At 38.3% G+C, this 25,296-nt stretch carries 25 protein-coding genes and 3 pseudogenes; 20 read left to right on the top strand and 8 right to left on the bottom strand.

What is annotated here, in order from left to right:
- Positions 1–244 precede the first annotated feature (244 nt).
- Together LC586_RS42850 and LC586_RS32620 are read right to left on the bottom strand one after the other, a co-directional pair.
- A pseudogene (locus tag LC586_RS42850) lies at positions 245–520 on the bottom strand (hypothetical protein); the annotation flags it as partial.
- A gap of 251 nt (positions 521–771) precedes the next feature.
- Entirely contained in the window at positions 772–981 is a 210-nt protein-coding gene (locus LC586_RS32620; RefSeq protein ID WP_229489605.1) for a helix-turn-helix transcriptional regulator, read from the bottom strand.
- 190 nt (positions 982–1,171) lie between these two features.
- On the opposite strand from LC586_RS32620, the gene LC586_RS32615 reads away from it, so the two are divergent.
- From LC586_RS32615 to LC586_RS32540, 16 genes are all read left to right on the top strand, one after another.
- Positions 1,172–1,594: a hypothetical protein gene (locus tag LC586_RS32615; RefSeq protein ID WP_229489604.1), complete on the top strand. Its 423-nt coding sequence runs from the start codon at positions 1,172–1,174 to the stop codon at positions 1,592–1,594.
- Positions 1,595–2,091: 497 nt separating this feature from the next.
- Positions 2,092–3,378: a hypothetical protein gene (locus LC586_RS32610; protein WP_229489603.1), complete on the top strand. Its 1,287-nt coding sequence runs from the start codon at positions 2,092–2,094 to the stop codon at positions 3,376–3,378.
- 2 nt (positions 3,379–3,380) lie between these two features.
- A complete protein-coding gene (locus LC586_RS32605) occupies positions 3,381–4,739 on the top strand; it encodes a DUF1822 family protein (RefSeq protein WP_229489602.1) in 1,359 nt (452 codons plus the stop codon).
- 61 nt (positions 4,740–4,800) lie between these two features.
- Positions 4,801–5,712, top strand: coding sequence for a DUF4351 domain-containing protein (locus LC586_RS32600; protein WP_229489601.1), 912 nt, complete (start codon positions 4,801–4,803; stop codon positions 5,710–5,712).
- A 279-nt stretch (positions 5,713–5,991) separates the two neighbouring features.
- A complete protein-coding gene (locus tag LC586_RS32595) occupies positions 5,992–7,449 on the top strand; it encodes a tetratricopeptide repeat protein (protein ID WP_229489600.1) in 1,458 nt (485 codons plus the stop codon).
- Positions 7,450–7,568: 119 nt separating this feature from the next.
- Positions 7,569–9,830 (top strand): CHAT domain-containing protein, encoded by a 2,262-nt coding sequence (locus LC586_RS32590; RefSeq protein WP_229489599.1) that lies wholly within the window; start codon positions 7,569–7,571, stop codon positions 9,828–9,830.
- A gap of 113 nt (positions 9,831–9,943) precedes the next feature.
- A complete protein-coding gene (locus LC586_RS32585; protein ID WP_229489598.1) occupies positions 9,944–12,517 on the top strand; it encodes a CHASE2 domain-containing protein in 2,574 nt (857 codons plus the stop codon).
- Entirely contained in the window at positions 12,510–13,199 is a 690-nt protein-coding gene (locus tag LC586_RS32580) for a hypothetical protein (protein WP_229489596.1), read from the top strand. Before LC586_RS32585 ends, LC586_RS32580 begins: the two co-directional genes overlap by 8 nt.
- Positions 13,200–13,276: 77 nt before the next feature.
- Positions 13,277–13,624 (top strand): hypothetical protein, encoded by a 348-nt coding sequence (locus LC586_RS32575; RefSeq protein ID WP_229489595.1) that lies wholly within the window; start codon positions 13,277–13,279, stop codon positions 13,622–13,624.
- Between the two features lie 13 nt (positions 13,625–13,637).
- Positions 13,638–15,020, top strand: a complete 1,383-nt coding sequence (locus LC586_RS32570; protein ID WP_229489594.1) for a CHAT domain-containing protein — start codon at positions 13,638–13,640, stop codon at positions 15,018–15,020.
- 84 nt (positions 15,021–15,104) lie between these two features.
- Positions 15,105–15,479 (top strand): hypothetical protein, encoded by a 375-nt coding sequence (locus tag LC586_RS32565; RefSeq protein WP_229489593.1) that lies wholly within the window; start codon positions 15,105–15,107, stop codon positions 15,477–15,479.
- A 352-nt stretch (positions 15,480–15,831) separates the two neighbouring features.
- Positions 15,832–16,164, top strand: coding sequence for a hypothetical protein (locus LC586_RS32560; protein ID WP_229489592.1), 333 nt, complete (start codon positions 15,832–15,834; stop codon positions 16,162–16,164).
- A gap of 69 nt (positions 16,165–16,233) precedes the next feature.
- Entirely contained in the window at positions 16,234–16,596 is a 363-nt protein-coding gene (locus LC586_RS32555) for a hypothetical protein (RefSeq protein WP_229489591.1), read from the top strand.
- A gap of 92 nt (positions 16,597–16,688) precedes the next feature.
- Complete coding sequence (locus LC586_RS32550) at positions 16,689–17,102, top strand: hypothetical protein (RefSeq protein WP_229489590.1); 414 nt, start codon at positions 16,689–16,691, stop codon at positions 17,100–17,102.
- Between the two features lie 108 nt (positions 17,103–17,210).
- Positions 17,211–17,603 (top strand): hypothetical protein, encoded by a 393-nt coding sequence (locus LC586_RS32545; RefSeq protein ID WP_229489588.1) that lies wholly within the window; start codon positions 17,211–17,213, stop codon positions 17,601–17,603.
- A 46-nt stretch (positions 17,604–17,649) separates the two neighbouring features.
- Entirely contained in the window at positions 17,650–19,902 is a 2,253-nt protein-coding gene (locus LC586_RS32540; RefSeq protein ID WP_229489586.1) for a caspase family protein, read from the top strand.
- Here LC586_RS32540 and LC586_RS32535 read toward each other — a convergent pair.
- From LC586_RS32535 to LC586_RS32510, 6 genes and pseudogenes are all read right to left on the bottom strand, one after another.
- Positions 19,899–20,222, bottom strand: a complete 324-nt coding sequence (locus tag LC586_RS32535; RefSeq protein WP_229489585.1) for a hypothetical protein — start codon at positions 20,220–20,222, stop codon at positions 19,899–19,901. The genes LC586_RS32540 and LC586_RS32535 overlap by 4 nt on opposite strands.
- Positions 20,223–20,332: 110 nt before the next feature.
- Positions 20,333–20,743, bottom strand: a pseudogene (locus LC586_RS32530) (ISAzo13 family transposase); the annotation flags it as partial.
- Between the two features lie 110 nt (positions 20,744–20,853).
- Positions 20,854–21,180, bottom strand: coding sequence for a Tn7 transposase TnsA N-terminal domain-containing protein (locus tag LC586_RS32525; RefSeq protein WP_229489584.1), 327 nt, complete (start codon positions 21,178–21,180; stop codon positions 20,854–20,856).
- 546 nt (positions 21,181–21,726) lie between these two features.
- On the bottom strand, positions 21,727–22,089 hold the full coding sequence (locus tag LC586_RS32520; protein WP_229489583.1) for a hypothetical protein: 363 nt from the start codon (positions 22,087–22,089) through the stop codon (positions 21,727–21,729).
- 82 nt (positions 22,090–22,171) lie between these two features.
- Positions 22,172–22,777, bottom strand: coding sequence for a hypothetical protein (locus LC586_RS32515; RefSeq protein ID WP_229489582.1), 606 nt, complete (start codon positions 22,775–22,777; stop codon positions 22,172–22,174).
- A 36-nt stretch (positions 22,778–22,813) separates the two neighbouring features.
- A complete protein-coding gene (locus tag LC586_RS32510; RefSeq protein ID WP_267921766.1) occupies positions 22,814–23,191 on the bottom strand; it encodes a helix-turn-helix domain-containing protein in 378 nt (125 codons plus the stop codon).
- Positions 23,192–23,428: 237 nt separating this feature from the next.
- Between LC586_RS32510 and LC586_RS32505 the strand changes: the two genes are divergently transcribed.
- The 4 genes and pseudogenes from LC586_RS32505 to LC586_RS32490 all read left to right on the top strand — a co-directional run.
- Positions 23,429–24,205, top strand: coding sequence for a hypothetical protein (locus LC586_RS32505; protein ID WP_229489580.1), 777 nt, complete (start codon positions 23,429–23,431; stop codon positions 24,203–24,205).
- Positions 24,206–24,281: 76 nt separating this feature from the next.
- Positions 24,282–24,608, top strand: a complete 327-nt coding sequence (locus LC586_RS32500) for a hypothetical protein (RefSeq protein ID WP_229489579.1) — start codon at positions 24,282–24,284, stop codon at positions 24,606–24,608.
- Positions 24,601–24,801, top strand: coding sequence for a hypothetical protein (locus tag LC586_RS32495; protein WP_229489577.1), 201 nt, complete (start codon positions 24,601–24,603; stop codon positions 24,799–24,801). Before LC586_RS32500 ends, LC586_RS32495 begins: the two co-directional genes overlap by 8 nt.
- A gap of 5 nt (positions 24,802–24,806) precedes the next feature.
- Positions 24,807–25,181 (top strand): annotated as a pseudogene (locus tag LC586_RS32490) (hypothetical protein); the annotation flags it as partial.
- Positions 25,182–25,296: the final 115 nt, after the last annotated feature.

The raw sequence follows: 25,296 nt of genomic DNA, 5'->3' as shown, positions 1-25,296 counted from the left end.
TCTTAACACGATCGCACAAGAAGCGATAATGATCACCTGACTCAAAGAAAAACGTATATAGTTATGCTCTGTTTTTAAACTAAACGGTTTAGTTTGCACTTGGTGACAGCTTCGCCAGATCTACCCCAAGTTCTACTGCCTTTAGCCACACTTCCTGCTGTTCCTGGGGTTCAAGCTTTGTCATGGGTCGAACTTGCCCCTCTGCTGTCGGCAATTTGTGATCAATTTGATCACAAATTTCAACCAAGTTATCAAAAACAACAGACGCATCCATTAAAAGATAAGACTGGCGACGACTATGACCAAATCTATCCCGGCAATATTCCTCAAATGTGCGATGCGTCGAACGGTACAGCCTGCGATCGCGGAGTTCCGCCAGTGCCTTACCTGCTTCAAAAACTGCTCTTTCCACACGGCGCTCTAGATGCAGGCGATCGCGCTGTTCTTCCTCGGTCAACTCTGAAACTTCGACAGAGGTAACAGTTATGTCTGCTGAAACCGGATCTTCCTCGTTTGACATATTGATTAACGCCGTTTCCACTCTATGAAGCAAATCGACATTAAGTTGCAACTCAGTTGAGCTAATCTTGCTTAATACATATTCCGTAACTATCAGCAGTTATGGCTAATCCATACTGGGAAACGGATTTACCGAGCGCCAAATGCAAGGAATGGTAGCTTGAAGTTCATTGCAACGTAATAAATACTTAAGATGACAGAAGCGATCATCCCTTCAGGAGAAGCAAAAAAGTAACAGTTAAAAGGTTTATTTCATTCGAGAGCATTAGCTGATTTCTTTACTGCCGTCATCAGTTCATCAAAACTGCATTCGTACAGTTTCATGAGTTCGCTGAACTGATCAATTCGTAGTTTTGGAATAGTTTTCCCATACTCCCAGTTACGAACGGTAGATTCTGCTATACCTACACGGCTAGCAACATCTACTGTTCTTAGTCCTTTTCTTTCTCTTAGCTGCTTCATATTCATTACCTAAGTTTACCAAGAGTGTATTATATCTCATTAAATTATCTGATTAGTAAACTCAGTTAAAAAACTTTGTTGTGCTATTGAAAAGCGCTAACGGGTTAGCAGATAATAACAATATAGAGAAGCGCCCTGGACTCGCAATCTCAAGCGCTTCTCTTGCCCTAAATTTAAAGGCTCATCAATCATGACATATCAAATCTACAGTCATCAACAGCTGCCCCACAAATCCATTGCGCGGCTCAAGCAAATCTACAGCGAAACGCAAAGCACAGTCGAAGTAAGCGACAAACGCTGCAAGGATTCTTGGATTAGTGCGTTCGCCCTTGGCGTTGGCGCAGCCATCGCTGAATATCAAGCCAGCAAGATTCAGAAGCTCACCCCTGCTGCCCCCGACAACCAAGCCACAGCCCAAACCGAACTCGACCGCCACATCGCAGCCCAAGCCCAAGCAATCACTCCCGAACCCCTGACAACCGTAGAAATCAACTTCTACCACCACGAGGTCTACTGTGGCAAAGAACTGATAGCCTACATCGCTTATGACCACGATGATTTAGTCACCCAACCGTGGCTAGTGATGGTTAACGGCAAGATGTTTTTTAGTTGACTCAGTACTTAGACTTGACAGACGGGAAATCATAAAATTGCATAACGTCAATCGTTCGAGAATTAATAAAAGATGTAAGGCATTGAGCTTCTCAAGCTGTTGAGTAGGGAATCTCGCTTATCTCGTTATCCAATTTCACCTTAATAGCGGTATATATAAACCTTGGAAAGACACGTTGCCGAAAGGTTATTATCTCGTACTCTGTATCGTCACTATTTATACTTAGTATTGAAGCAATACCAAGCCTGTCATTTGAAATCTGTGTACTGGAAAACTTTTGCAAAGGTTAGATTGGTGACTCAGGAAAAATCTGTAAAAAAATTTGGTTTGCATGTTCACAATATGGGAATGTGAAAATTGATAATAACTCATGAATATAAATGCTTATGAGAGTAGCCTCAAGATATTGGACACTAGTTATAATTGATGCCACAAGAACGCTAAAGTACCAACAATTTCCTGATGCTCAGAAATTTTTTACTCAGATATTTGACGATTTGGAACCTGTAGATGTTGTTGATGGCGATATCCAGCGTGAATTGTTGCGTTGGTATAAAGAAGCTTCTTCTAAAGATGCAGAACGTTGTTTGCTGTGCTTTATCTCTTGGATTTTGAAGCAGGAGTGTGTGAAATTGAAAGCAAATTTTGCTAACAATCATAAATTTAGTCTTAGTGATTTGTTGCCCTATGTACTGAATGATAATGGTAAAGAACCGCGACCTGGTTCCCCTGAATGCTTTTCTCGCCAAATTCTTCAGAGTTTTGACTCAACAAAGGGAAGCAGTCTTACTACCTGGACGATAAGGAAGTTTAAGCAATATCAACCTCTCAACAAATTTTTGTTAGAGTGTGGTGTTTATAGGATTAGTGATTGGGCAATTTTGAATGATACTAAACTTCCGTATTTAACAAAGGTTCTTCAAAACTTTTATAATTGGTTAAATTCAGAAATTCAAAATGCTGAATGTCTTTTACAAAGTTATCATGAGGTGTATCGGCTTGAGCGATTGAAAGACGGTAGACGAGGAACTCACGAAAAATGTGTAGCACCGACGACTTTACAACTACAAAAAATAGCCGCACTTATCGCTAAAAAGAGCGCTAGAGTCGTGGATTCTCAAACTGTCATCAAGGAGTTGCAAACACTTGCTTCTCGATTGCGAGAGTACCGAATTTATAAGAGAGGTGGTTCCTTTCTTGGAGAATCCATAGATGCTCCAATTGCTGGTAATCAGGCTGATGATAAATCTAAACTTAGAATAGATGAAATTTCTGCTTCTGTTGCCGATAATTTGCTAGACGAGAATTATTTGGAAGGGAATAAAGCACAATTTATTGAAGATTTTTTAGAGTTTTATCGCCAACAATCACAAACTTATTTACGGCAAGCTTTAACAAGTGTTATAGAATCAAGAGTGGAATATTTACAACGGAAAAAAGGTGATAAAGCGCAAAATTTTTTGATAGCACTAGAATTATCCGAATGCCAAAATATAGCAATGACTGAAATTGCCAAGCGTTTAGGAATACGAGCGCAGGATGCGGTGTCTAGGTTACTGAAGCTTAAGGAGTTATATGCTGATGTACATCAAGAACTGCTGAAAAAAGAAGTACTGAAAAACTTGGGTAACGATATCTTTAATCATCTTCGAGATATAAACTTATATTCGGACTTAGAAAGTCTCAAGGCACTGAACAAACAAATTACAGATGCACTAGCTGAAGATGTTAGCACTAAAATAAGTGTATATTTATGCGAATACTTAAACACAAGGAAGAATTGACTATGAATAACACATCTAAGCCAATTGAAGCAATCTCTGTTATTGATTTTGATAGTTTACCGACTTCTGCGATTATTTTATCGGCTGATGATGTCAACCGAGCATTAGATATTAGTAATAAAGTTCCTAATGAGTTAAAGCAATGGCAAGTTTATTTAAATAGTTTGGCACTGTCAGCTTTTGAAAATTGGCTTGGTGAAAGAGGAATTGCAAAAAAACTGAATCCAGAAAAATGTACTATTTTACAACATACATTGGCGAGTGTTATTGACGTAGTTACTAATTTACAAATTGGTGATTTTAAAATTTGCTTAATAGCCACAGGAAATTTAGCAGATGAAACAGTAATTTTACCAAGAGTAGTTATTGATTTACCAGAATATGTTGCTCACTTTTATGTTGTTGTTGAAGTGTTAGAAGAACAAGAAGCTGCAAATATTTATGCCTTTTTGTCTTATCAACAAATCATAGAAAGATGTGCAAGCAGTCATTTACAACCAGACTCGCACTGGAATTATCATTTTTCTATGTCTTGGTTTGATGATAATCCAGACAACTTATTACTATATCTACGGTGTTTAGAATTAGATGCAATAGCTTTACCAGCAATACCTACTAATCGCAGGGAAATTGTTTCTAGATTTGAAAGCGAGTTAATTAATTTGTTACCACAGTTGCAATCTCCAGAACGCGAATTGTGGGAAATCTTAACTTGGGAACAAGCGATCGCAGTGCTAACAAGTCCTGATTTACTCAATTGGATTTATAATTTACAAATTCAAGCTTTCCCAGAAGTCAAACCCCAACTATCCGTTTCTTATCTACCAGACTTGTTGAAATTAATTACACAACCAGTCCTTAACGCTGGACGCTGGTTGTGGAATGAATTGGATGAAGTAGCACAGGATTTTTCTTGGGTTCTGTTACCAACTCTTACACCCACTTCAGCAATGCGTAGTCCTGCGGAAGAATTTGAGATAATTGTTGCACAACTGCGAGACAGGAAAGAGGAAATTCCTTTAGAATCGCGTGCAGCTTTTAAAGACATAGCGATCGCTGGAGTACCTCTACGGTTATATGCTGTAACTTGGCATCTGATGTCCGAGTCGGAAAAACCAGAGTGGGCTTTATTAGTGATTTTAGGCGCTCCAGCGTTAAACAGCTTACCGCATCATCTAAAACTTCGTATCAGTGACCAAAATAATATTCTAGTTAAGCGAGGGTTAGAAATAGGAAATAATGATTCTTATATATTTACTCGTGTGGTGGGAAACTGGGATGAGAAGTTTCTTGTTAGTGTGAGCTTAATGGATGGAGTAGAGGTGACTCTACCGACCTTTGCGTTTGATTTGGAAAGGTAAAGTTTATTTATAACTTTGGTTACGTCTATGTTTGGCTAGTAAAATTCGGTAAAATGATGAAATGATAGACCACGATCGCCTGTTTAAAGAACTCCTATCTAACTTTTTTCCAGAGTTTATTGAGCTATTTTTTCCTGATATTAGTGCCGAATGGGAACGTGACTCGATACAGTTTTTACCACTGGAAGTGATTACGGATGTTACCGAAGGAGAAAAAAAAATCCTCGATATTGTTGTGAAAGCGTCATTGAAAAGCCAAGATACTTTATTTATCATTCACATCGAACATCAATCTTATTCCCAGACTGGCTTTAATCGACGCATGTTTACCTATTTTGCTCGGTTGCACGAAAAATATGCACTTCCCATTTATCCGATTGTCATTTATTCTCACGATAGCCCCAAAACACTCGAACCAAATTCTTATCGACTGGAGTTAGGAAAGAAAATCATATTAGAGTTTAATTATGATGTTATCCAGTTAAATCAATTACACTGGCAGGATTTTATCAATCAGCGAAATCCTGTGGCTAGTGCTTTGATGGCAAAAATGCAGATGAGTGCAACTGAACGTCCCCAAGTCAAACTAACATCATTACAATTGTTAACAAGTCTTGGACTTAACCCTGCACAAGTACAGTTAATTTCCGGCTTTATTGATACATATTTAGAATTAAATTCTCAAGAAGAAGTCGTGTTTCAAGAACAACTTGCTACCATTGAACCAAAAGAGCAGGAAAAAGTTATGCAGATAGTTACCAGTTGGATGCGAAAAGGACTTGAACAAGGGGAAAAACAAGGAGAATTAAAATTGCTGATGCGCCTACTTAACCGTCGCTTGGGAGAAATTAATCCACAGCTAAAGGGCAGAATTGAAAATTTGTCAACCCCTGAGCTAGAAAATCTGGGTGAAGCACTGCTGGATTTTTCTTCTGTTGCAGATTTAGAAGCTTGGTTTGAGAATCTCAGCTAGTTTCTATAAGTAGAAGCAACAGGAGGAGCGATCGCCTTCATAATAGTCTATGTAAATAAAAATTTTTCCTCCCCTACTCCCTATTCCCCATTTCCTACTCCTTTTTTCAAGCTAAATCTCTTTGTATAATTTAACAAAAATACATTAGATTTAATAATATTTGTGATAGCTAGAATGTGGTAATAATACTGATGAAATTTCTGCTTTTTTTTGCATAACCTGCTCTACCTTGAGAAATATAATAACTAGTAATCCGTGTGTAACACCAAGAGGTTTACCATGTCTCAAGGTATGAGAAGACTTACCATCGCTACTTTATTATTTTCACTAAATTGTTCTTGTTCTGGGACAATAAATTCCCAAGAAATAAATGATTCTTCTTGTAAGGTGGGCGTTCCCGTTGGAATTCGTCAGTCTCCTAAGTTGGGAGACTCGTTTGCTAAGCTGGACTCACCGCCCACCCTTATTATTAAAAACCAGGCGAGACGCCTACCTCCACAAGAGATTTTTAGATACTTTTTTATTGAAAAATCCCCGATAGCGGTAACTGATTTGATAATCAAACATACCCTAGCGCAGACGGTAACAACCCCAGACAGTAAGGCTGAGGGAGAAAAGCTTTACCAACAAGGGATACAAGAGTTTCGACGAGGAGAATATGCAAAAGCACTGCAAACATATGAACAGGCATTGCAGATTCGACGGCAGTTAGGAGATAAAGCAGGTATTGGAGACACTCTCGATAAGATTGGTTTGGTTTATAACAGTTTATCGCAACATGACAAAGCGTTAGAAGTTCTAGAAGAAGCTTTAAAGATTCGTAGAGAACTGAAGGATGGTAAGCGAGAAGGAGAGACTTTAGATAATATCGGTGTAGCTTATTTAAATTTGGGAAAAAATGAGGAAGGGTTAGAAGTATTACAGCTAGCATTAGTTATTCGTCGTCAGGAAAAAGATAGAGCAGGCGAAGCAGTTACTCTTAGTAAAATTGGTTTGACATACTCTTTCTTAAAACAACAAGATAAAGGTTTGCAACTTTTACAGCAAGCACTGGTGATACATCAAGAAGTAGGGGATAAATTTCAAGAAGGTTTTACACTTTGGAGAATAGGGCAAGCTTATCTTAATACTAATAATGCTGATGACTATCCTCGTGCTTTGGAGTGGTTTAATAAAGCTTTAGGTGTTAACAAAGAAATAGGAAATCGTGCTTTAGAGGGTAGGAGTTTAGAGGCGATCGCAACTATTTATACTAACCAAAATAAGAGCGATCAAGCTTTGAAGCTTTATCAAGAAGCTTTACCTTTAATTAAAGCATCTGGAAATCGTGTTTTTGAGAATAACATAGTCTCTACGATTGAGAAGATTTACATAAATAAACAACAATATGACCAACTTTGTAAGTTTTTTGAACAAAAATTATCAGCAGCAAAAAAAGTAAATGATAAACAACAACAACTGTTTTATCTCTCTAAGATAGCTAATCTTTACCAACAGCAAAGTAAATTTAAACAAGAAATTGAATTCTGGAAACAGGCATTAGATATCGCAATAAAATTAAAGGATAAGCAACAGCAAGGCTTAATTATTTTTCAGATTGCTAATCATTATGTAAAGATGAGAAAATTTGAAGAAGCAATCAGATTCTATGACCAAGGATTGAAAGTTACACGAGAGTTACCAAATGAAACTCTTGGACAAAAATTTTTCAAAAAAAGTCTTGAGGAATTGCTTTAGAAAAAGTTAATGCTAAAAAAGTTAAAGATGTTAATAACAAGCTTAAAGTTTTATCAATTTTCTATCAGATTGCAAATGCTCAAGGTAACTACCAAGAAGCTAAGAAAATATTGGAGGAAATGTTCACAGATGCAAAGGAGAACAAACGGGCTTATAATGAGATGAATCTACTGGGAACTCTATCTGATTTTTATAGAGGTTTAGGAGATTACCAAAAAAGCATCGATTATTCTCAACAAGCAGTTTCCACAGCACATAAATTACAACATCCTCAAATCGAGGCAGCAAGCTTATTCTCTATAGCTCTTAGTTATTTTAATAAAGGAGAACCAGAGAAAACTATTGAATATGCTGAAAGGGGAATAGCTATTTCTAAAAACTACCGAATGTTAGGGACACAGTTTTTTGGAAATGCGGTGCGAAGTTTAGGTTATGGTGAATTAGGCAATGACCAAATAGCTACGGAAGCAGCTAAAACTAATTTAGAACTTGCCAAAAAAACTAAAAACCCCTATTTTCAAAAGATAGCGCTACAAACTTTAGGTCTAGTTCATAATAAATTTGGTAGAAAGCAGGAAGCAATTCAAGCATATCTAGGGGCGTTATCTGTTAAAATTCCAGCAAGTCAATTAGGTCAGAATGCAGGAATTTATGCTGGTTTAGCTCGAACTTATGCAGATTTAAATCAGCCGACTACTGCCATTGCTTATTACAAAAAATCAATTGATGAGTTTGAACAAATTAGACGTGGTGTTAAAGGGTTATCACAACAATATCAAAACTCGTTTTTAAATGTAACGATTGATTTTGAGCGCAGAAAAGTATCTGATGTTTACCGCGAATTAGTTGACTTGTTACTCTCCCAAGGAAGAGAAAAAGAAGCATTAGTAGTACGTGATTTATTAGGTACGCAAGAGATACGCGAATTTGTAGCCGATCGCGGTGCTAGAGGTGAAGAAGTAAAAATACCACAGACTGACTTTGAGAAGAAAATTGAAGCTGGAGGTGAATCGATAATTGCTCTTGGACGACAAATCAGCGAGTGCGATCGCGCAAACTGTCCTCAGAAAACAGAGTTAAATGACAAACTACAAACTTTGACGGAAGATTTTACAAAACAGTTGCAGTTAATTGAACAAGAAATCCGCGAAAACCGTCAAAAAGATGATGCTTTCTTCGACCCTAGAAACAAAGCAAAAATTAGAGAAATTGTCGAATCAAAACCAGGAACTGTAATGATTTATCCCTTAGTGGTGGAAAACAGACTTTGGTTATTGATGTACTCCGAAGGGGATGTTGTTAAAAAGCAAGAAATTTCAGTCAAGCGAGAGGAATTAGGTAAAACAGTCTTGGAATTTCGCCAGTTAATGGAAAAGTGTGAAAAGCTTGTTTATTGTGGTGGTGAAGAAATCTCCAAAGTGCAAGCAGTTAGCAAAAAACTCTACAACTGGTTAATCAAACCATTAGAACCAGAACTCAAAGCTAACCCAGTTAAGAATATTGTCTTTGCGTTAGATAGAGTGACACGATACGTTCCTATGAGTGCATTATTTGACGGGAAACAATACCTGATTGAAAAATACACCGTCTATAATGTTTTGTCCGCAGATCTGACAGATATGGATAAAAAATTGCCAACCGGAATCGAAAATACCCCTGTTTTAGCAATGGGATTGTCAAACTCTGGCAATATTCAAGGTTTAAGTTTCAAGAGTTTGCGAAATGTACCCAAAGAACTAAATGCCATTGTCCGCAATAAGACTAATAAACAGGGAATTTATCCGGGTTTAGAGTATCTCAATAATGCTTTTGACTTTACTACCTTACGAGATAATTTGAGAGGACATAAAATCTTACATCTTGCAACTCACGGTAAATTTGTTCCAGATAAAAAAGACGAATCTTTTCTCGTTTCCGGAAATTATGAACCAATCGAACTTTATAAAATTAATAGCTTAAGAGGTTTAAGTGGCATTCATTTAGTAGTATTGTCAGCTTGTCAAACAGCCCTTGCTGGCCCCTATCAAGATGGTGTAGAAATTAACAGCCTTGCTTACTATTTCATGAACAACGGAGCTAAAGCAGTCATTTCTTCTCTTTGGCAAGTCGCTGATGAAAGTACTAGTTTACTGATGCAAAGATTTTACAGTAATTTGGCTAAAGATGGTGGGCAAAATGCTTCTCCAAGAACAGCAGAAGCATTGCGTCAAGCACAACTGAGTTTACTACGCGGTAAGAACTTTAAAACTGAAAACTCAGAACAACGTGCTTTTGAAGGTAGAATAAAACCTGGCACAGCTTCAAGAAATGAAAAACCTATAAGCGGTTATTCACACCCTTATTACTGGGCACCATTCATATTAATTGGTAATGGTTTATAAAAGTCTATGGTGACACGATAAATTTTAGTTAAGCCTGAACATAAATTTAGTTTCTCCAACAACCTTTAACTGAACTTGATTAGTTGATATCAACTAATAAATAATAAATGAAAATGACTAACCTCTATTTGAAGGTGCAACGCATCGAACAAGTTTGCTTATTTGAATTATCTTGGGGAACAACACAACGTCTCAGTGCCAAAACTTCCTATCCTGAAAACCTCACGTTATTCTACCAAGAATGGCAAAGAAATTATCTAAGTTTTTATAAGAATCTAAGTTCTGATAATAATTCTCTGCGAGGACGGGTAGAAAGTGAAGGTAGTTTTGCAACACCGCCAGTTGATTGGCAAGCAAAGTTAGTGCAAGCAGAAGCTAAATTTTTATTGGAATTTCATAAGTGGTTACGCAGTGGAGACTTATATGAAATTCGCCAAGCAATTACTCAAGCTGCTTTTTTAACAAAAAATTCTCAATCTACAAAGATTAAATTTTTCATTACTTGTGATGCTGTTGAACTAGCACATTTACCCTGGGAAAGTTGGGAGATTTGTACGGAGTCTGCATTTTCTCCAATCAAGATTAATGTTGTTAGAACTCCTATTAATATTTCTCAAAAACTAATCAATCAACATCATATCTGTCGCGGTAAAGCTAGAGTTTTAGTGATTTTAGGTGATGATACTGGCTTAAACTTTGAAGCAGAAAAAAAAGCAATTGCTGACCTCAAAAATACAGATGAAGTTAAATTTGTTGGTTGGCAATCTGGGAAAGATATTAATGAACTAAAAGCTGAACTGAAAACAGCGATCGCATCACAACGAGGTTGGGATATTTTATTATTTGCAGGTCATAGCAATGAAACAGTTTTGACAGGTGGTGAAGTTGGAATTGCTCCTAATAATGCGATATCAATTAGCGAAATTGCTCCTTTATTGAATATTGCGATCGCCAAAGGATTGAAGTTTGCATTATTTAATTCCTGTAATGGTTTGAGTATCGCTAATACTCTCATTGACTTAGGTTTTAGTCAAGTTGCAATCATGCGCGAACCTATTCATAATAAAGTTGCTTCTAAATTTTTACTACAACTTTTAAAAGCACTAGGTGAATATAAAGATGTTCAAGAAGCTTTAATTTCTGCTTGCCAATATCTAAAATTAGAAGACAATTTAAAATATCCGAGTGCTTATCTGATTCCGTCGTTGTTTCTGCATCCAGAAGCTAGTTTGTTTCGCTTTCAACCAGGGATTAATGATAGGTTACAAAAAATATTACCTTCTCGCTTAGAAACTGTTGTACTTTCCGCTTTATTTATTGTAAGTACACAACTACCTATACAAAAAAGTCTCTTAGAACAACGTCTAAAATCACAAGCTATTTACCGTCAACTTATAGGACAAGTACAGTCTGAAGAGAAATCTCATAAAATTCCACCAGTTTTATTAGTCCAAATTGATGAAGAATCAATTAGAAAGGCTAAAGTTTCTCACCCTAGACCAATGGATAGAAAGGTCATAGCACAATTAGTTGATAAAGCACGAGAAAAGGGTGCTAAGGTTATTGGAATTGATTTTCTACTTGATAGATATCAAGGTAAAAATGATGAAGTACTAGCGAATTCCCTGCAAACAGCGGTAAATTCATCGCAGCCAACATGGTTTGTCTTAGCAACAACCAGTGCGTTGAATGGAGAACCCCTAAAAGTAATCCCTGAAATTGCTAAGTGTAACTGGAGTTTGCAAGGAGAAATTGAAGTTCTACCGGGTTATCTGCCACTTTTTTCTTCATCGAACGAACCTGAATGCCAGCAATTTAAATCTAATCAATCTCAAGCATATTCTTTTTCTAGCCTATTAGCATTATCACATCAACTAGAAAAGGCAACATCACAATTAGCTGCGATACCCAAACAGAAACGGCAAGGTGTGATTTCTGTCTCCGCCAACACAGATGAGACAGAAATACAACAGGTACAGCAACCAAAATTAGATAATAAAAATGACTTAATTAAAGATATTTACACTTTTATTAAAAATAACAAACTGAAGAACAATATTTTCCAATCACCACGAGTTAATCTGCAACCACTAACAGAATTTAGCTATCGATTTGGTCAAATGTGGTTGCATCCAATTATTGATTTTTCAATTTCTCCAAATCAAATTTATCACACTATTCCAGCTTGGCAATTCTGGGAAAATAACAGTCAAGATTCGACTATCTTCAACTTGCAAAACCAAATTGTTATTATTGCACCTGGCGGATATGGTGAAGCGGGAATGTCTAAAGATGGGGAAGATAATTTTGATTTACCTCCTGCTGTAAAACAATGGCGTTTATACGAAAACCCGAATAATGTAAACGAAGTATTTACTGGTGGTGAAATTCATGCTTACAACGTGCATCATTACCTTAATCAACGATTTATTATACCCATACCTGATTTATGGATGATTTTATTAGCTGCTTTCATAGGTAAATCTTTATATTTCTTAATCAAAAAAAATCCGCGTCTCCGATCGCAATTTTTGCTAAGTTTAGGCGCAGCTACAGCAATATATGGTATTTTGAGCTTACAAATCTATCTTTGGGCGATCGCAATTCTTCTACCCTGGCTGTTACCATCATTAACGGTTTGGTTTTACATAATATCTGCATATTTAACGAGAGAAACTTATGAGTAAGTTCAAGTATATAAAAACAAGTTTATTATTATTAACAATAAATATTATTAGTTTACCTTCTTTATCAAACTCAGCGTTATCAGAGAACCCTCTTCTATCTTGGATAAATATTTTTTTCCCTGCATCAAAGCCAAAACCACCCATCAAACCACGCAAAGCTGGCGGTCGTCCTTTACAGGGTAATCTTGAAACTACCTGTATGATATCTCCCGACGCACCAGAACAACCTAGAGTGATTTGGAGTACCCGTCCGTTATTTCTATGGGAAGGGAAGGTGGAAAAAGTCGCGCTAAATAAAAATATAGACACAACATTGTGGAGTCAGGAAATAAAACCAGGGCAAAATTTTGCTAATTACACAGACGAATTACAACCAGGTGAAACCTATTATTGGGTCGTGTTTAATGAAAATTCACAAAATCAGCCGAGTGGAAATGTTCGCTTTCAAGTCATGCAAGCACAACAGCGACAGCTAATTAATAATGAATTGAAGGCTTTGGAGGAAGAATACAAAGGAAAAGGAAGTGAAGCGATTGCTCTAAAGAAAACTCAGTATTTTGTACAGAAGGAATTATGGTCAGATGCGTTGCAGCAAGCGTATTCTGTGGAAAAACCTTCAGCTGATTTAAGGAAGATCCGAGAAGAAATTCCAAGAAAGTTATGTAATTTTGATAACTCCTAGTTTAGTAGTTCAGAAAAAAATTTTTATCCGAACAGCATTACAATAGGTTCAACTTGATTATATATAGAGATTAGATTTTGAAAAAACCTAATATTAAATTAAGAAGTATTTATATAAATGCATTGCTAAATCTACTGTTTTTACTACTATCCCCTGTAGTAGTAATATCTTCAGAAAAAACTAGAGAAAGTGTAAAAGATAATCAAACATCACTTTTATTTGCTCAACTAGAAGCTAATAAAGAACGTCAAAATGAAGCAGATAATTTATTCGATGATGGATTGAAATTATATGAAAAAAGTCAGTTTCAAGAATCATTGATAATTTTCCATAAAGCTTTAATAATCTGTAAAGAAATCAACGATAAAAAATGTGAAAGTTTAACTCTTAAGAGAATTTTATATTTTTCAAGAAAAGTATATTGATTCTGAAAAATATTTGTTTGAAGCAATTGAAATTATGGACTTGTTGCGGAACAAATTAAAAGATGACCAGAAAATTTCAATATTTGAACAACAAGCCAAGACCTACAACCTTTTACAGCAAAGTTATATAGGTCAAAATAAGATAGAGCAAGCATTAGAAGCTTCTGAACGCGGAAAAGCCAGAAGCTTAATCGATTTACTGTCGTCAAAATCAGCTACAAATAATGCATCAGTTAATAATCTACCAACTATCACTCAACTTACAAAAATCGCCCAACAACAAAAAGCAACAGTTGTTGAGTACTCCGTGATTGATGAATCTTTTCAACTAAAAACTAAAGATGAAATGTCCTCAGAAAAACTCTATATCTGGGTAGTACAACCCACAGGTAAAATCATATTTCAAAAAGTAGATTTAAAATCTCTAAAAATTCCTTTAAAGCAATTAGTAGCCAAGAGTCGTCAATCTATTGGTGTGGGAGGACGCGGTATTCAATTTGTGCCAAAAGTAGGAACAAACCAACAACAAAATCTACAACAACTCTATCAGATTCTAATTCAACCTATTGCCAAGCATCTCCCTAAGAATCCAGATGAGCGTGTAATTTTTATACCTCATGAATCGCTATTTCTTGTTCCCTTCCCTGCTCTCAAAGAAGCTGATAACAAATATCTAATTGAAAAACATACTATTCTAACTGCTCCAGCAATTCAGTTATTAGACTACACGCAAAAAAATCCTGAAAGATTAAATTTAAGCTCCTTGCAATCAGGGGATGTATTATTAGTCGGTAATCCAACAATGCCTTTTGTTGGTATTCCACCAAAGCGACTGTCACCTTTACCAGGCGCAGAAAAAGAAGCAAGAACAATCGGACAGCTATTAAAGATTCAGCCTCTGATTGGTAAACAAGCAACGAAATCGGCTGTGTTACAAAAGCTACAAAATGCCAAGGTTATCCATTTAGCTACACATGGTTTACTCGATGGTTTTGGCGATCGCATTCCGGGAGCGATCGTTCTTTCTGCTGATTCTCCTCCTTCGCCGCAACAAACCAACAAAGGACTGCTGAAAGCTACAGAAATTATTGACTTGAAATTGAAAGCAGATTTAGTCGTTCTGAGTGCGTGCGATACAGGTAGGGGGGAAATTACTGGTGATGGCGTGGTGGGATTATCTCGCTCCTTACTGGGTGCGGGTGCGTCAAGTATAGTTGTTTCCCTGTGGGCGCTTGATGATGATTCTACCTCGGAATTAATGCAAGAGTTTTATAAAGAATTGCAACGAAGCCCCGACAAAGCCAAAGCCTTGCGCCAAGCGATGTTAAAGACTATGCAAAAGCATCCCAGCCCTGCATATTGGGCAGCTTTTACGATTATTGGGAATGCAGAGTAAAAGTTTTTGCATATCTTCGTTTTCACTGAGAAATATATAAATTATAGAGACATCAAGAGATATTAAATAAAAGGAATATCATCTATGTTGTTAACTATTTTAGGTTCTTCTCGTGGAAAGAAGGCTAAATTGCGGCGTCAATTTTTATTAAGCGGATTGACTTTGGCAATGACTGTGGGTGCAAATTCAACTAGTGTTTTCGCTCAAGAAGCAAATGTTAGCAAATCTGCGGCAGATATTGGCACACCAGTTACTTTGAATTGCGACACTCGCCTGAATTACTTTCAGCCTGATGATTGTTCTGTTGGCGAAGGTGAGCAAACTTTCTTACAAATTCCAACAGAAACAATTCGCATCCACTCAAGTCAGACAAAATCTTGTCTGTTAAAAATATCTGGTAATGGAATTCATTCTTTTTCAGAAGATTACATTACCTGTCTAGAGATTCCCCTAGAGTAATAACCTGAAAGATTTGAGATTAATGCCAAAATCAACTATCAAATTTTGCATATTCTCGTTTTCAACGAGAAGTATATAGATTTTAGAGAACACAAGATATTCACAGTCAGTTAAAAATACCAAAATTAGTGGCAATACAGTTCAGAATGAGCAACAAAACACTCATGTAGAGACGCGATTTATCGCGTCTTCAAAGACCAATTACCTACACCAATAACCCTGAACTGAACCGTATTGAAATTAGTGGTAGCGATCGCCAGCGAATATCTTTCAGTTTGAGATTACTTGCCTGACTGGTATCAAGCAAGAAATTTTCATTCCTTTTCAGACAAACAACAAGGAGAATTCTATTATGAGAAACTGGTTTATACCTGCGATTAGCACAATAACCTTGAGTGCAGCAACAATAGTTCCAGCAGAGATTGTATACGCTCAACAACAAACCTTTTCTGTCACAGTTATACAAGCATTTGGTTGGGATTATAGCAATGGCGGTTACAAGATTGCAGTTGAAACTAATAAAGGGAATCGCTTTTTTGTATGGTATGACAACCAACTTAAAGTACCTGTTGGTTCTGGTTTAATAGTCACTTACGAAATGTGGGGTTCCCAAACTCATTGGAAAAGACTTACTAATGTAGCAAATGGTATAGAAGCTAATGTCAGTAAAATAGTTAAATTTTAAAAACATTAGCAGCCTCATTAATGTTGATTTTCCAAAACTACAAACTTCCATCAATAGGGTCTATTAATTATGAAGCTCAAACTCCAAAAATTGCTTGTTAGTATTATCTTATCATCTACTTTTCCCATCACCTGTCTAAGTTTTACCTCAACAGCAAATGCAGAAATAGAAATACCTGATGTATATGTACCAGAAGCTGATGTACATCTGAACGGAAATATGGCACTTAGTTTGTGTTCTCAATATACTAATCGGGCAAGTGCTAACCCTAACAATCTGCAATTACAACACATTGCACTCAAATGCCAATCCATAACATTACAATACGCTTCATGCATTATTCAAAGTAATCCTTACCAACTATTAAAGTGTGTAGAGCGTCCTGCTCAGTCTCTCGAATGGCTCCTTCAGTATACTGATTATCTCCAATAATCATTCCTTGATGGGCACGATATATCGTGCCCCTTCAAAATCATATAAAAATACACTTCTGATTTTTTTATTATTTAGTAAGAGGAAAAAATATGTTTCGGAATTTGATTGCTATCATCGTTGCAATTGCAATAGCTATTGCAGGAGCGATCGAGCCTGCTTACGCTTACACAAATGATTCTTCTGGTGTGTCTGTAAGCCATCATATCCATATCACGCAGGGAGATAACAGTTCAGTTAGCCTCTATCAAAATCAGGGAGAAATGCACCTCTCTATTAATCAAGGAAATTACGGTACAGTCAACCTTAACCATATCAACAATTCTGCCGATAAGTATACTACTGAGAATTCATCCGAATCATTGATTGACAATGTTGTGACAGGAGTTGTGGAAAATGCAGTAACGGTAATTGGCGGAGCAATGGCTTGCTACGCACTTGACGGAATTGCTACAGCATTCTTTCCTCCTGCTGCTGTTCTGGCTCCTTTTTGTGCGGCTTTATAACATTTGAATTGGAGCTTATTTTTTTTGAAAGTCTGCCCAGTTTTCTGAACCATTTCTAAGTATTGATAACAGTTTCTAATTCCTATTTACGTTCAGCAAGGAGAAAAAATGTTACGGTATCTGATTGCCATTATTGTTGCATTAGCTATTTCAATCACAGGAATTACAAGACCTGCATATGCTTATACAAATAATTTTGCAGGCTTCCCTCCAAATTCTGATATCACTATACATCAAGGGGATAACAGTTCAATCAACTTTAATTATGCCAATTCTCCTGATAGTGAAAGATCCCCAAACGATCCATCTCAGGTTTTTGTTAATGGCGTTGTGAACGGGGCTGTAACGACAGCTGGAGTTGCGGTTGGGGGAGCGTTAGTTTGCTATGCTCTAGATGGTATTGCTACCGCATTTTTCCCTCCTGCTGCAAGTTTAGCTGTTTTTTGCCCAGCCGTAGGTGCTGCATCTGGAGGTACTAAAGCTGTTCTGCGATCGCGATAACTTTTTAGAAGTAAATATTAGGCAGGTTTTTACTAATTAGTTAGCTATGATCAAACGCCGTCATTTTATCCAATTTGCCACTTCTACTGTCTTCACAGCAGCTATCAGTCAACTATATATCATTCGCCAATCCCAACAATATAGTAAAACGCTGGCGCAAAACACTTCACGTAAACTAGCATTACTTGTGGGAATCAATGACTATACTAATAACATTTCTTCTTTAAAAGGTTGCATAAATGATGTTCGATTACAGCGTGAATTATTAACCCATCGCTTTGGTTTTAATGAAAAAGATATTTTGACTTTGACTGATGCCCAAGCTACACGCCAGGGAATTTTAGAAGCATTTGAACAACATTTAATTAAACAAGCTAAACCTGGTGATGTGGTGGTGTTTCACTTTTCCGGACATGGTTCGCTTGTGTCAGATCAAGAACGCGATACATCAGATGGACTTAACGGTACTCTTGTTCCTCATGATGCTTCTCTACCTGCAAATGGTGGTGTAGTGCAAGATATCATGGGACATACTTTATTTTTACTCATGTATGCGTTGTCAACTGAAAATGTCACGGTAGTGTTGGATAGCTGTTATTCTGGGGGTTCAAAGCGGGGTAATTTTGCAGTGCGATCGCGCGATGGTGGAAGTGATTTTTTACCCAGTCCCGCAGAATTGGAAGTACAGCGTAAATGGTTAGCAAAAACCGGACTTTCTCAGGCAGAATTTGTTCGTAAACGTCGAAAAAATGTTGCAAAAGGTATTGTAATAAGCGCCGCTAAACGCAATCAATTAGCTCTTGATGGTAGATTTAATGATTTTAATGCAGGTGCTTTTACTTACAGTTTGACACAGCAAATCTGGCAGCAGTTTGGTAATGAACCTTTGAGCAGAACTTTTATAAATATCCATCAAAATACCAAACAAGTAGTTTGGAATCAAGGAAGTGGATATCAAGAACCTGAAATTGAGTTCAATTTGAAACAAAATTCTAATCCATCACTGTATTTTTCACCCGTCGTTACAACAATTCCAGCAGAAGCTGTAGTCACTGATGCAAAAGGTTCCCAGGTAGATTTATGGTTAGGTGGGATACCTTCACAAAGTTTAGAAGCATTTAACGAAAAAGCAATTTTAACTATTGTCAATGCAAAAGGTGAAGGACAGGGACTTGTGCAAATCCAATCTCGTCAAGGGTTGAATGCTAAGGGAAAGTTGCTCAAGACTGCACCTATACAAACAAAATTAGAGAAAGGAATGTTGTTGCAAGAACGCATCCGCACCATTCCCAGAGATTTAACTTTAAAGATAGGTTTTGACAATATCTCACTCGATAGTGATGCCATTGCACAAGCAACACAAGCGCTACAAGCAATTACGCGCATCGAACCATTACCCCTTGGACAAAAAGAAGTACAGTATATATTCGGTCGCATGACTAAGGCTAAGTATCACGAACTACAAAAAAAGCGAGAAGCAAATTTGCCTGCTGAGGGTAGTTTTGGTTTATTCTCACCAACTTTGGACGGAATTATTCCTAATTCTTTTGGAAAAGCAGATGAAACCATCACCGAAGCAGTAACACGCCTACAATCTAAACTTAATTTACTGCTAGCGACCAAAGTTGTTAAACATACATTGGGCAATAGCAATTCATCACAAATAAATCTTAGTGCCACAATGGTTATCGCTGATAATAACCAAGTAATCAGCCAGATTTCTACAACTCGTAGTCTCAAAAAAAATACCGGAACACTTAACCAACCAATAGCTAATAAACCGATAAATATCTCTGACTCAGGTATACCAAAATTACGTTTAAAAATGAATATTGTCTTCCAAATTAAAAATAATGAATCTATACAACTATACGTCAGTGTTTTAGCAATAGACAGCAATGGAGAAATATCTGTCCCCTTAGAACAGTCGGGTAACACATTAGTCGAACCAGGAAAACAAATTTCAATTCCCGAACCAAATGATAAATTTTACATCACTATTACCGAACCTCTAGGGTTTTCTGAAGCACTTATCATCGCTAGTAGCGCACCATTGCGCGATTCCCTTGAGATACTACAAACCCTCGCTGCAACTAGAGAACTAGCTGATAAACGTGGTTTCATTACGGGAGTGACTGGTGAGGAATTTTTGAATTTGACTAATAGTTTACTTGATGATTTAGATAGAAGCACTCGAAGTGAAAGTTATGCCGAAGATATACAACTTCCTCCGGATATTCGTGGAATTGATACAAAGAAATTAGCTGTCATGTCAATTCCATTTGAGGTAGTTGTTTAGCCTAAATCAAAAACATTTCGGTGCTGAGACTTGAGGTACTCAATGCTATAACTCAAATAATTTTTGCAATTGAACACACCCCCTCTCAAAATCCCCTGCTGCAACTGTAGCACTAGCCCTACAACACCATCAGCACATTCGCTCTTTTCCGCTATCTGTCGCGCCAGCAGTTGTTTCGCTTTGTTAACTAAGCCGTGGTGTAGTTCATGTATGGCTTGATGCAGCCCTGTATGGGTATTTGTTGCACCTGCGATCGCTGTCTGTAAGGGACTTCCAAAGAATAAATTATTCCAAGAAAAACAAGAGACAGGTTTTCTCAAGAATGATAATCATTTTAAGGGGGGAGAAAAGGGGTTGCCCTCGGCAACCCCTTTTCTCCCCCTCATCTATGCATGAAGAATCTATACACTTGTCGTCTACTTTGAAGTTAAGTTTCTGATGTATGTAAATTTTCATCACTGTAACCAAACTTTTCTATTAATTGGTTTCTGACTTCGGCGGCACTAAGTCTTGTATATAGTCTTTGGCTTTTAAAACTCGGATCAGCTTGACTATGAAAGTCAACTAAATTTTTTATGTCTTCTAAAAGATTTGGCAGGTGTTCTTCTGCTTTATAACGTCCTTTTGCGCTCATGTTATCAACGCAAGTAATACCACTTTTTAATTCTCTTGTCCCTTTCCTAATTGTGTCTCGATTCCATCCTAATTCTGATGATGCAAGTCTTTGTCCTCCTAAACCCAAGCCCTGAACTGTCTGCGCCATAAATTTACGCTTGGCTGAACCTTTTAATTGAAATGCAGTTTCAATCAACAACTTTTTAAGAGAATCAGTTAATACTATAGACATACCACACTCAAAAATCCAATCATTATTCAAATTACTACAAAAGGGGGTGGTGAAGGGGCTGCCGTCGGCAACCCCTTCACCACCCCCCATAAAAATGATTATCATTATTGATAATGGCATAATTTATTTTTTGGAAGTCCCCAAAACCAATTTCCGGTTTCATCTTGAACGTAGCGGTTTGGTTGTTGTTGTGCTTTTTTGATTAATTCACTAATTGGTTTAAATTCTTCCCATCCTGCCCAGTTTAATTCGATTACAAAAAAATCAGGAGTATGACTTGTACGAACTTGGCGATTACTTTTTGAAATATAATTTAATTCTATTGGCGGTGGTTGGTCGTAATATTCTAAAACTTCTCGGTTATGCTCTAATTTGTCAATAATATGTGCTAATTCTCCTCGATGAGATTCAAACTGAATGGTATGACCCATTTTTTGACTACAATAATTACCACAAACATTGCCATAATTCCCTTGTACTCTACGAGATGGTGGCCCTTTCCGAATCTGAGCTATAAGAGGGCGGGTATTTTGGGCTAGTTTGAGTTGACTACACTCAGTCCTGAGTGCTGAGTGCCTCGGCAAGCGAGTAAGTAAAAAACTACTCAGCACTTATGTACTTGGTACAAGCCCCGCCCGATGTTAAGCGGAATCTTCTTACGCAAGAGTTGGTTGATACCCCACCCGCAAGTGGCGTGGTCTTTTAACTCAGCACTCAGCACTCGGAACTCAGCACTCTTCATTACACCATTGCTCAAACTCTTCATCTGTAAGCATTGATTAATTGGAGTTTAATTCTCCTTTTTAGTTTATGGTATTTGTGTCCACTTTCTTCTTCCATTTTTGTTACCATGTCCATTTTCTTCTTCTAAATGGACGATGCCTTTATTCTTACTTTCACGAAGTTATAGGTATTTCAGCGTACAACTTGTCCAACTTCTCCTTCCAAAAGCTGTCCAAAATCTTCTTAAAGTCACATTATCTTTCCCCATATTCAGACTCCAGTACATTCAACAATTTCTCTTCAACAGCCGTCAAATAAGGCCGATTCAGTTTCCCCAACGACTGCAATAGACTTTTAACTGTCTCCTCCAGCGAATCTGAATATATTCGCGCAAGGCGATCGCTCAAGGATTGGATCTGCTGACACTCCTGGGGCAGATAGTTGAAGGACTTCAGGTGTTGCAACCCAACGGCGTACTCGCCATCCCACATCCTCACCGTGCAACTGAAATCATTTACTTGGCTGACAATCGCCCAACAGCCACCTTTGCCTCTGAGTTCCGGGTTGTCCTTTGCAAGGATTTGGCATACTTCGCCAATTTGGTAGGTATTGGGCAATACAGTTCAGTTAAGCTTTTTTTCTCCCCCTGCTTCCTCTGCCTCCCCTGCTCCCCCTGCCTGCCTTAACAGATAAATTTGCTTAACTGAACCGTATTGAGGTATTGGGTACTTTCGTCCTTTCCATGATGCGCTGCACAACATCAGTTACGATTCTGGCACTGGGAACTTTACCGCCAGCGAGTTCTACTGCCGTTAGCCACACTTCCTGCTGTTCCTGGGGTTCAAGCTTTGTCATGGGTCGGACTTGGCGCTCACTCGTGGGCAGAATTTGTGATCCATTAGTTGTCAAATTCTCATTTGCCACATTTTGACAACCAATGGTTGTCAAATTTTCGTAAACACCAGCTGCGGCAATCAAATAATTTGATTGTTGCCGACTATGCCCAAAGCGATCGCGACAGTATTCTTCAAAGGTTTTGTGTGTGGAGCGATAAAGCCGCCTGTCCCTCAATTCCGTCAGCGCTTTTCCCGCCTCAAAAAACGCCCGTTCCACTTTCCTCTCCAGGAGTAGGCGATCGCTAATCTCCTGCTCGGTCAATTCAGGTACTTCAACAGCAGGAACATCAATGATTGCTGAAGCTGGATTTTCTGAAGGGGCGATGTCTGAGTTGAGCAATCCTGGATCGAGTGATGTGGCAGAGGTGACCTTTTTACGCTTACGGAGTGGGGGTGTCCATTTATCCACCTCTTCTAGCTCAGGTATGCTCAGAAGGAAAAATACTTATGATGCCTCCTTATTAGGCGTTAACCATACTACCTGAGTATTAGTTTTAGCTGATTTACCAGAACTAGGTAATTGCTCATTCTCGGCTTTTTCTACTGCTGTTGACTGAATTTCAGCAGTCGTAGGATCACCATCATGATCAAAAGTATAGTCAAACAAATCTCCCGGTGTAATGACGCGGTTATCACCTGTAGCTTGATATGCCTTTGTCAAACCGTTGCATAGACTGTTTAAAACTCTCCCACTGATCTGTTCAATCTCATCGGCATTTTTTAGTTTTGAGATAGAGGTTGGGTGAATACCCGAAAGTTCAGCAAGCTCCTTGTTGCTGATTTTTTTTTCCGCCATTAATATCCTAAGCCGCCAACGAATCATTTTTTGAGAGTCTTTTATTCTTGTCCTTACTCTCATAGTTTCCTCCACTAATGCTTTTATAGCTAGATCGCTTTTTACTTAAAGTGATTCATTTTAATATAGCAAGGGAAATGATTAATATGCAAGCTTGACACTAATATAGCAGCCTTGCTATATTAGTAGTTAGCAAAAGGCAATCACCCCTCTCTCGCAAATTGGAAGCGATCGCCCTTTGACCCTTTTACAGGAAATTTTATTATGACCCATCCCGTCTACACACAGCAAGCCCTTTGCCGCTATAACCTCAAGAGCCTCAAAGCAATCGCTGCCGAACTCGGCATAACACCCACCGGGGACAAGAGAGCCACCGAAACCTGGGTAAACGCAATCATCACCCACCAATCCACTCAGCTTCAGAAAGTTGACAACCAAACCACAGCCCAACCCGTAGCTTCTGAAAAACTGACAACCGTAGAAATCAGCTTTTACGATCACGAAATCTATGCTCTTAATGAACTGATAGCCAGCATCACCCACGACAATGATTTAACCCAACCTTGGGTAGTGATAGTCAACGGTGTAGAGAAATTCCGCGCAAACACATGGGCAAGATGCCACCGCTACATCACTTGGCATCACCAGGATGGAACACTCAACGAGCCACTACCCGCACAAACTGAAGCACTTTGCACCACTGGTAACGAAGTCATGGCGCAGATTTTCACCGAATGTGAGAAATACGGGTTTGAAATCCTGGACGATGGTATTTACCAGAATGACCAGAAATTAGGCGAGGTTGGATGCACCGATGACTCTTGGTGGGTGATGCGTAGTGGGGAATGTCAGCAACAACCCTGTGATTCGGCAATGGAAGCGGTATGGTGGCTGTCGATGGTGGACGTGCTACCCCATGCAGAAGCGCCTTTGTGCGAAGAATTACTAGACCGCCCATTTGAGATGCTTACTGCTGGTGAGTGGGAGCAGTTGAGACAGTATGAGGCTGTTGCAGAAAGGCGGGAGTTAGTGACGGCGTAATTCTCGCAATACAAGAGCGATCGCTTGACAACTGCGATCACCTCTCACCACATTCTCAACAATCCCCATTAAATCAATGCAACCCACAATCTCGATACCGAAGCACTGGGACTACCCGCGCTTTGCTTTGGAACAGCGCACACAACAGGGCATCATTCTGGGACTTCAATACTATCCGAATGGTACTGAATTAGCTGAACAATTTGGTGATGGCTGGCGCTATGCGCTGATGCCTAACAAAAACTCTGATGAACTATTCCACTTCCAAGAGTCTCAAATCCAACCACTATCACCAGAAGAATTACTTTCAGAAATCACCGCAGAGATTGAGTTTTATCAACAACAAATAGCAATCCTGCAACAACAGTTAGCAGCCATCACTGGAGGTAGCACCAATGGCTAATTCTACAGACAACTTTGACCGTAGGGCTAATCATTTGCTGCGTTCGATTCGGCTTTGTGGCGGTTGTGTTCCTCTGCATCGTCTGCAATTCCAATTCTCTGATTCAGTGATTCAAACTCTGCTGGATAGAGAACTGGTGCAAGTGCAGAACACGGGATGCGGCTTTTTGTTGGAGATTGCCGAGGATTTTTAACTCTTATGGTTACTGAAATAAAATTAGGCCTTTGCAACCCTCCCGAACCCATTTATTTATATGTCAATCAGGGGGAAGTAGATGGGGAATCTTACGTCTGGTATAAGTTCAATATCAGCCAGGATAAGAAAATCCCTGTTACTCAAAGAGCATTAACTGGCTATCTGTCATCACTGCGGCTAACGACTAAAGAATTCAAAGGAAAGGACAACCTGAAGCTGGATATTGTCGTCAGTGCTGATGAACTTTATATTGTTAGGACTGGTGTTGAAACCAATTTCGCCAAAAGCTTTCTTCTCGCTGCCTCTTTAATCCAAGATTTTTCTAAACCACTGATTATCGTTGCGAATGCTGGCGACGAGAATACAGTTTTCGTGCGATTCGTTGGCTAGAAATCAAGCCCAAAAGGTTTTGAAGGATTAGCCGCAAGGTTCTGAACCTTGACAACTGAATGACCATGAGGGTGACTAACTTAGAAATCATAGAGTACAAGAA

Source organism: Nostoc favosum CHAB5714, assembly GCF_020829495.1.
Lineage (GTDB): Bacteria > Cyanobacteriota > Cyanobacteriia > Cyanobacteriales > Nostocaceae > Nostoc > Nostoc favosum.
The sequence above is the reverse complement of the archived record's forward strand: the minus strand, read 5'-3'. Positions and strand labels throughout refer to the sequence as shown.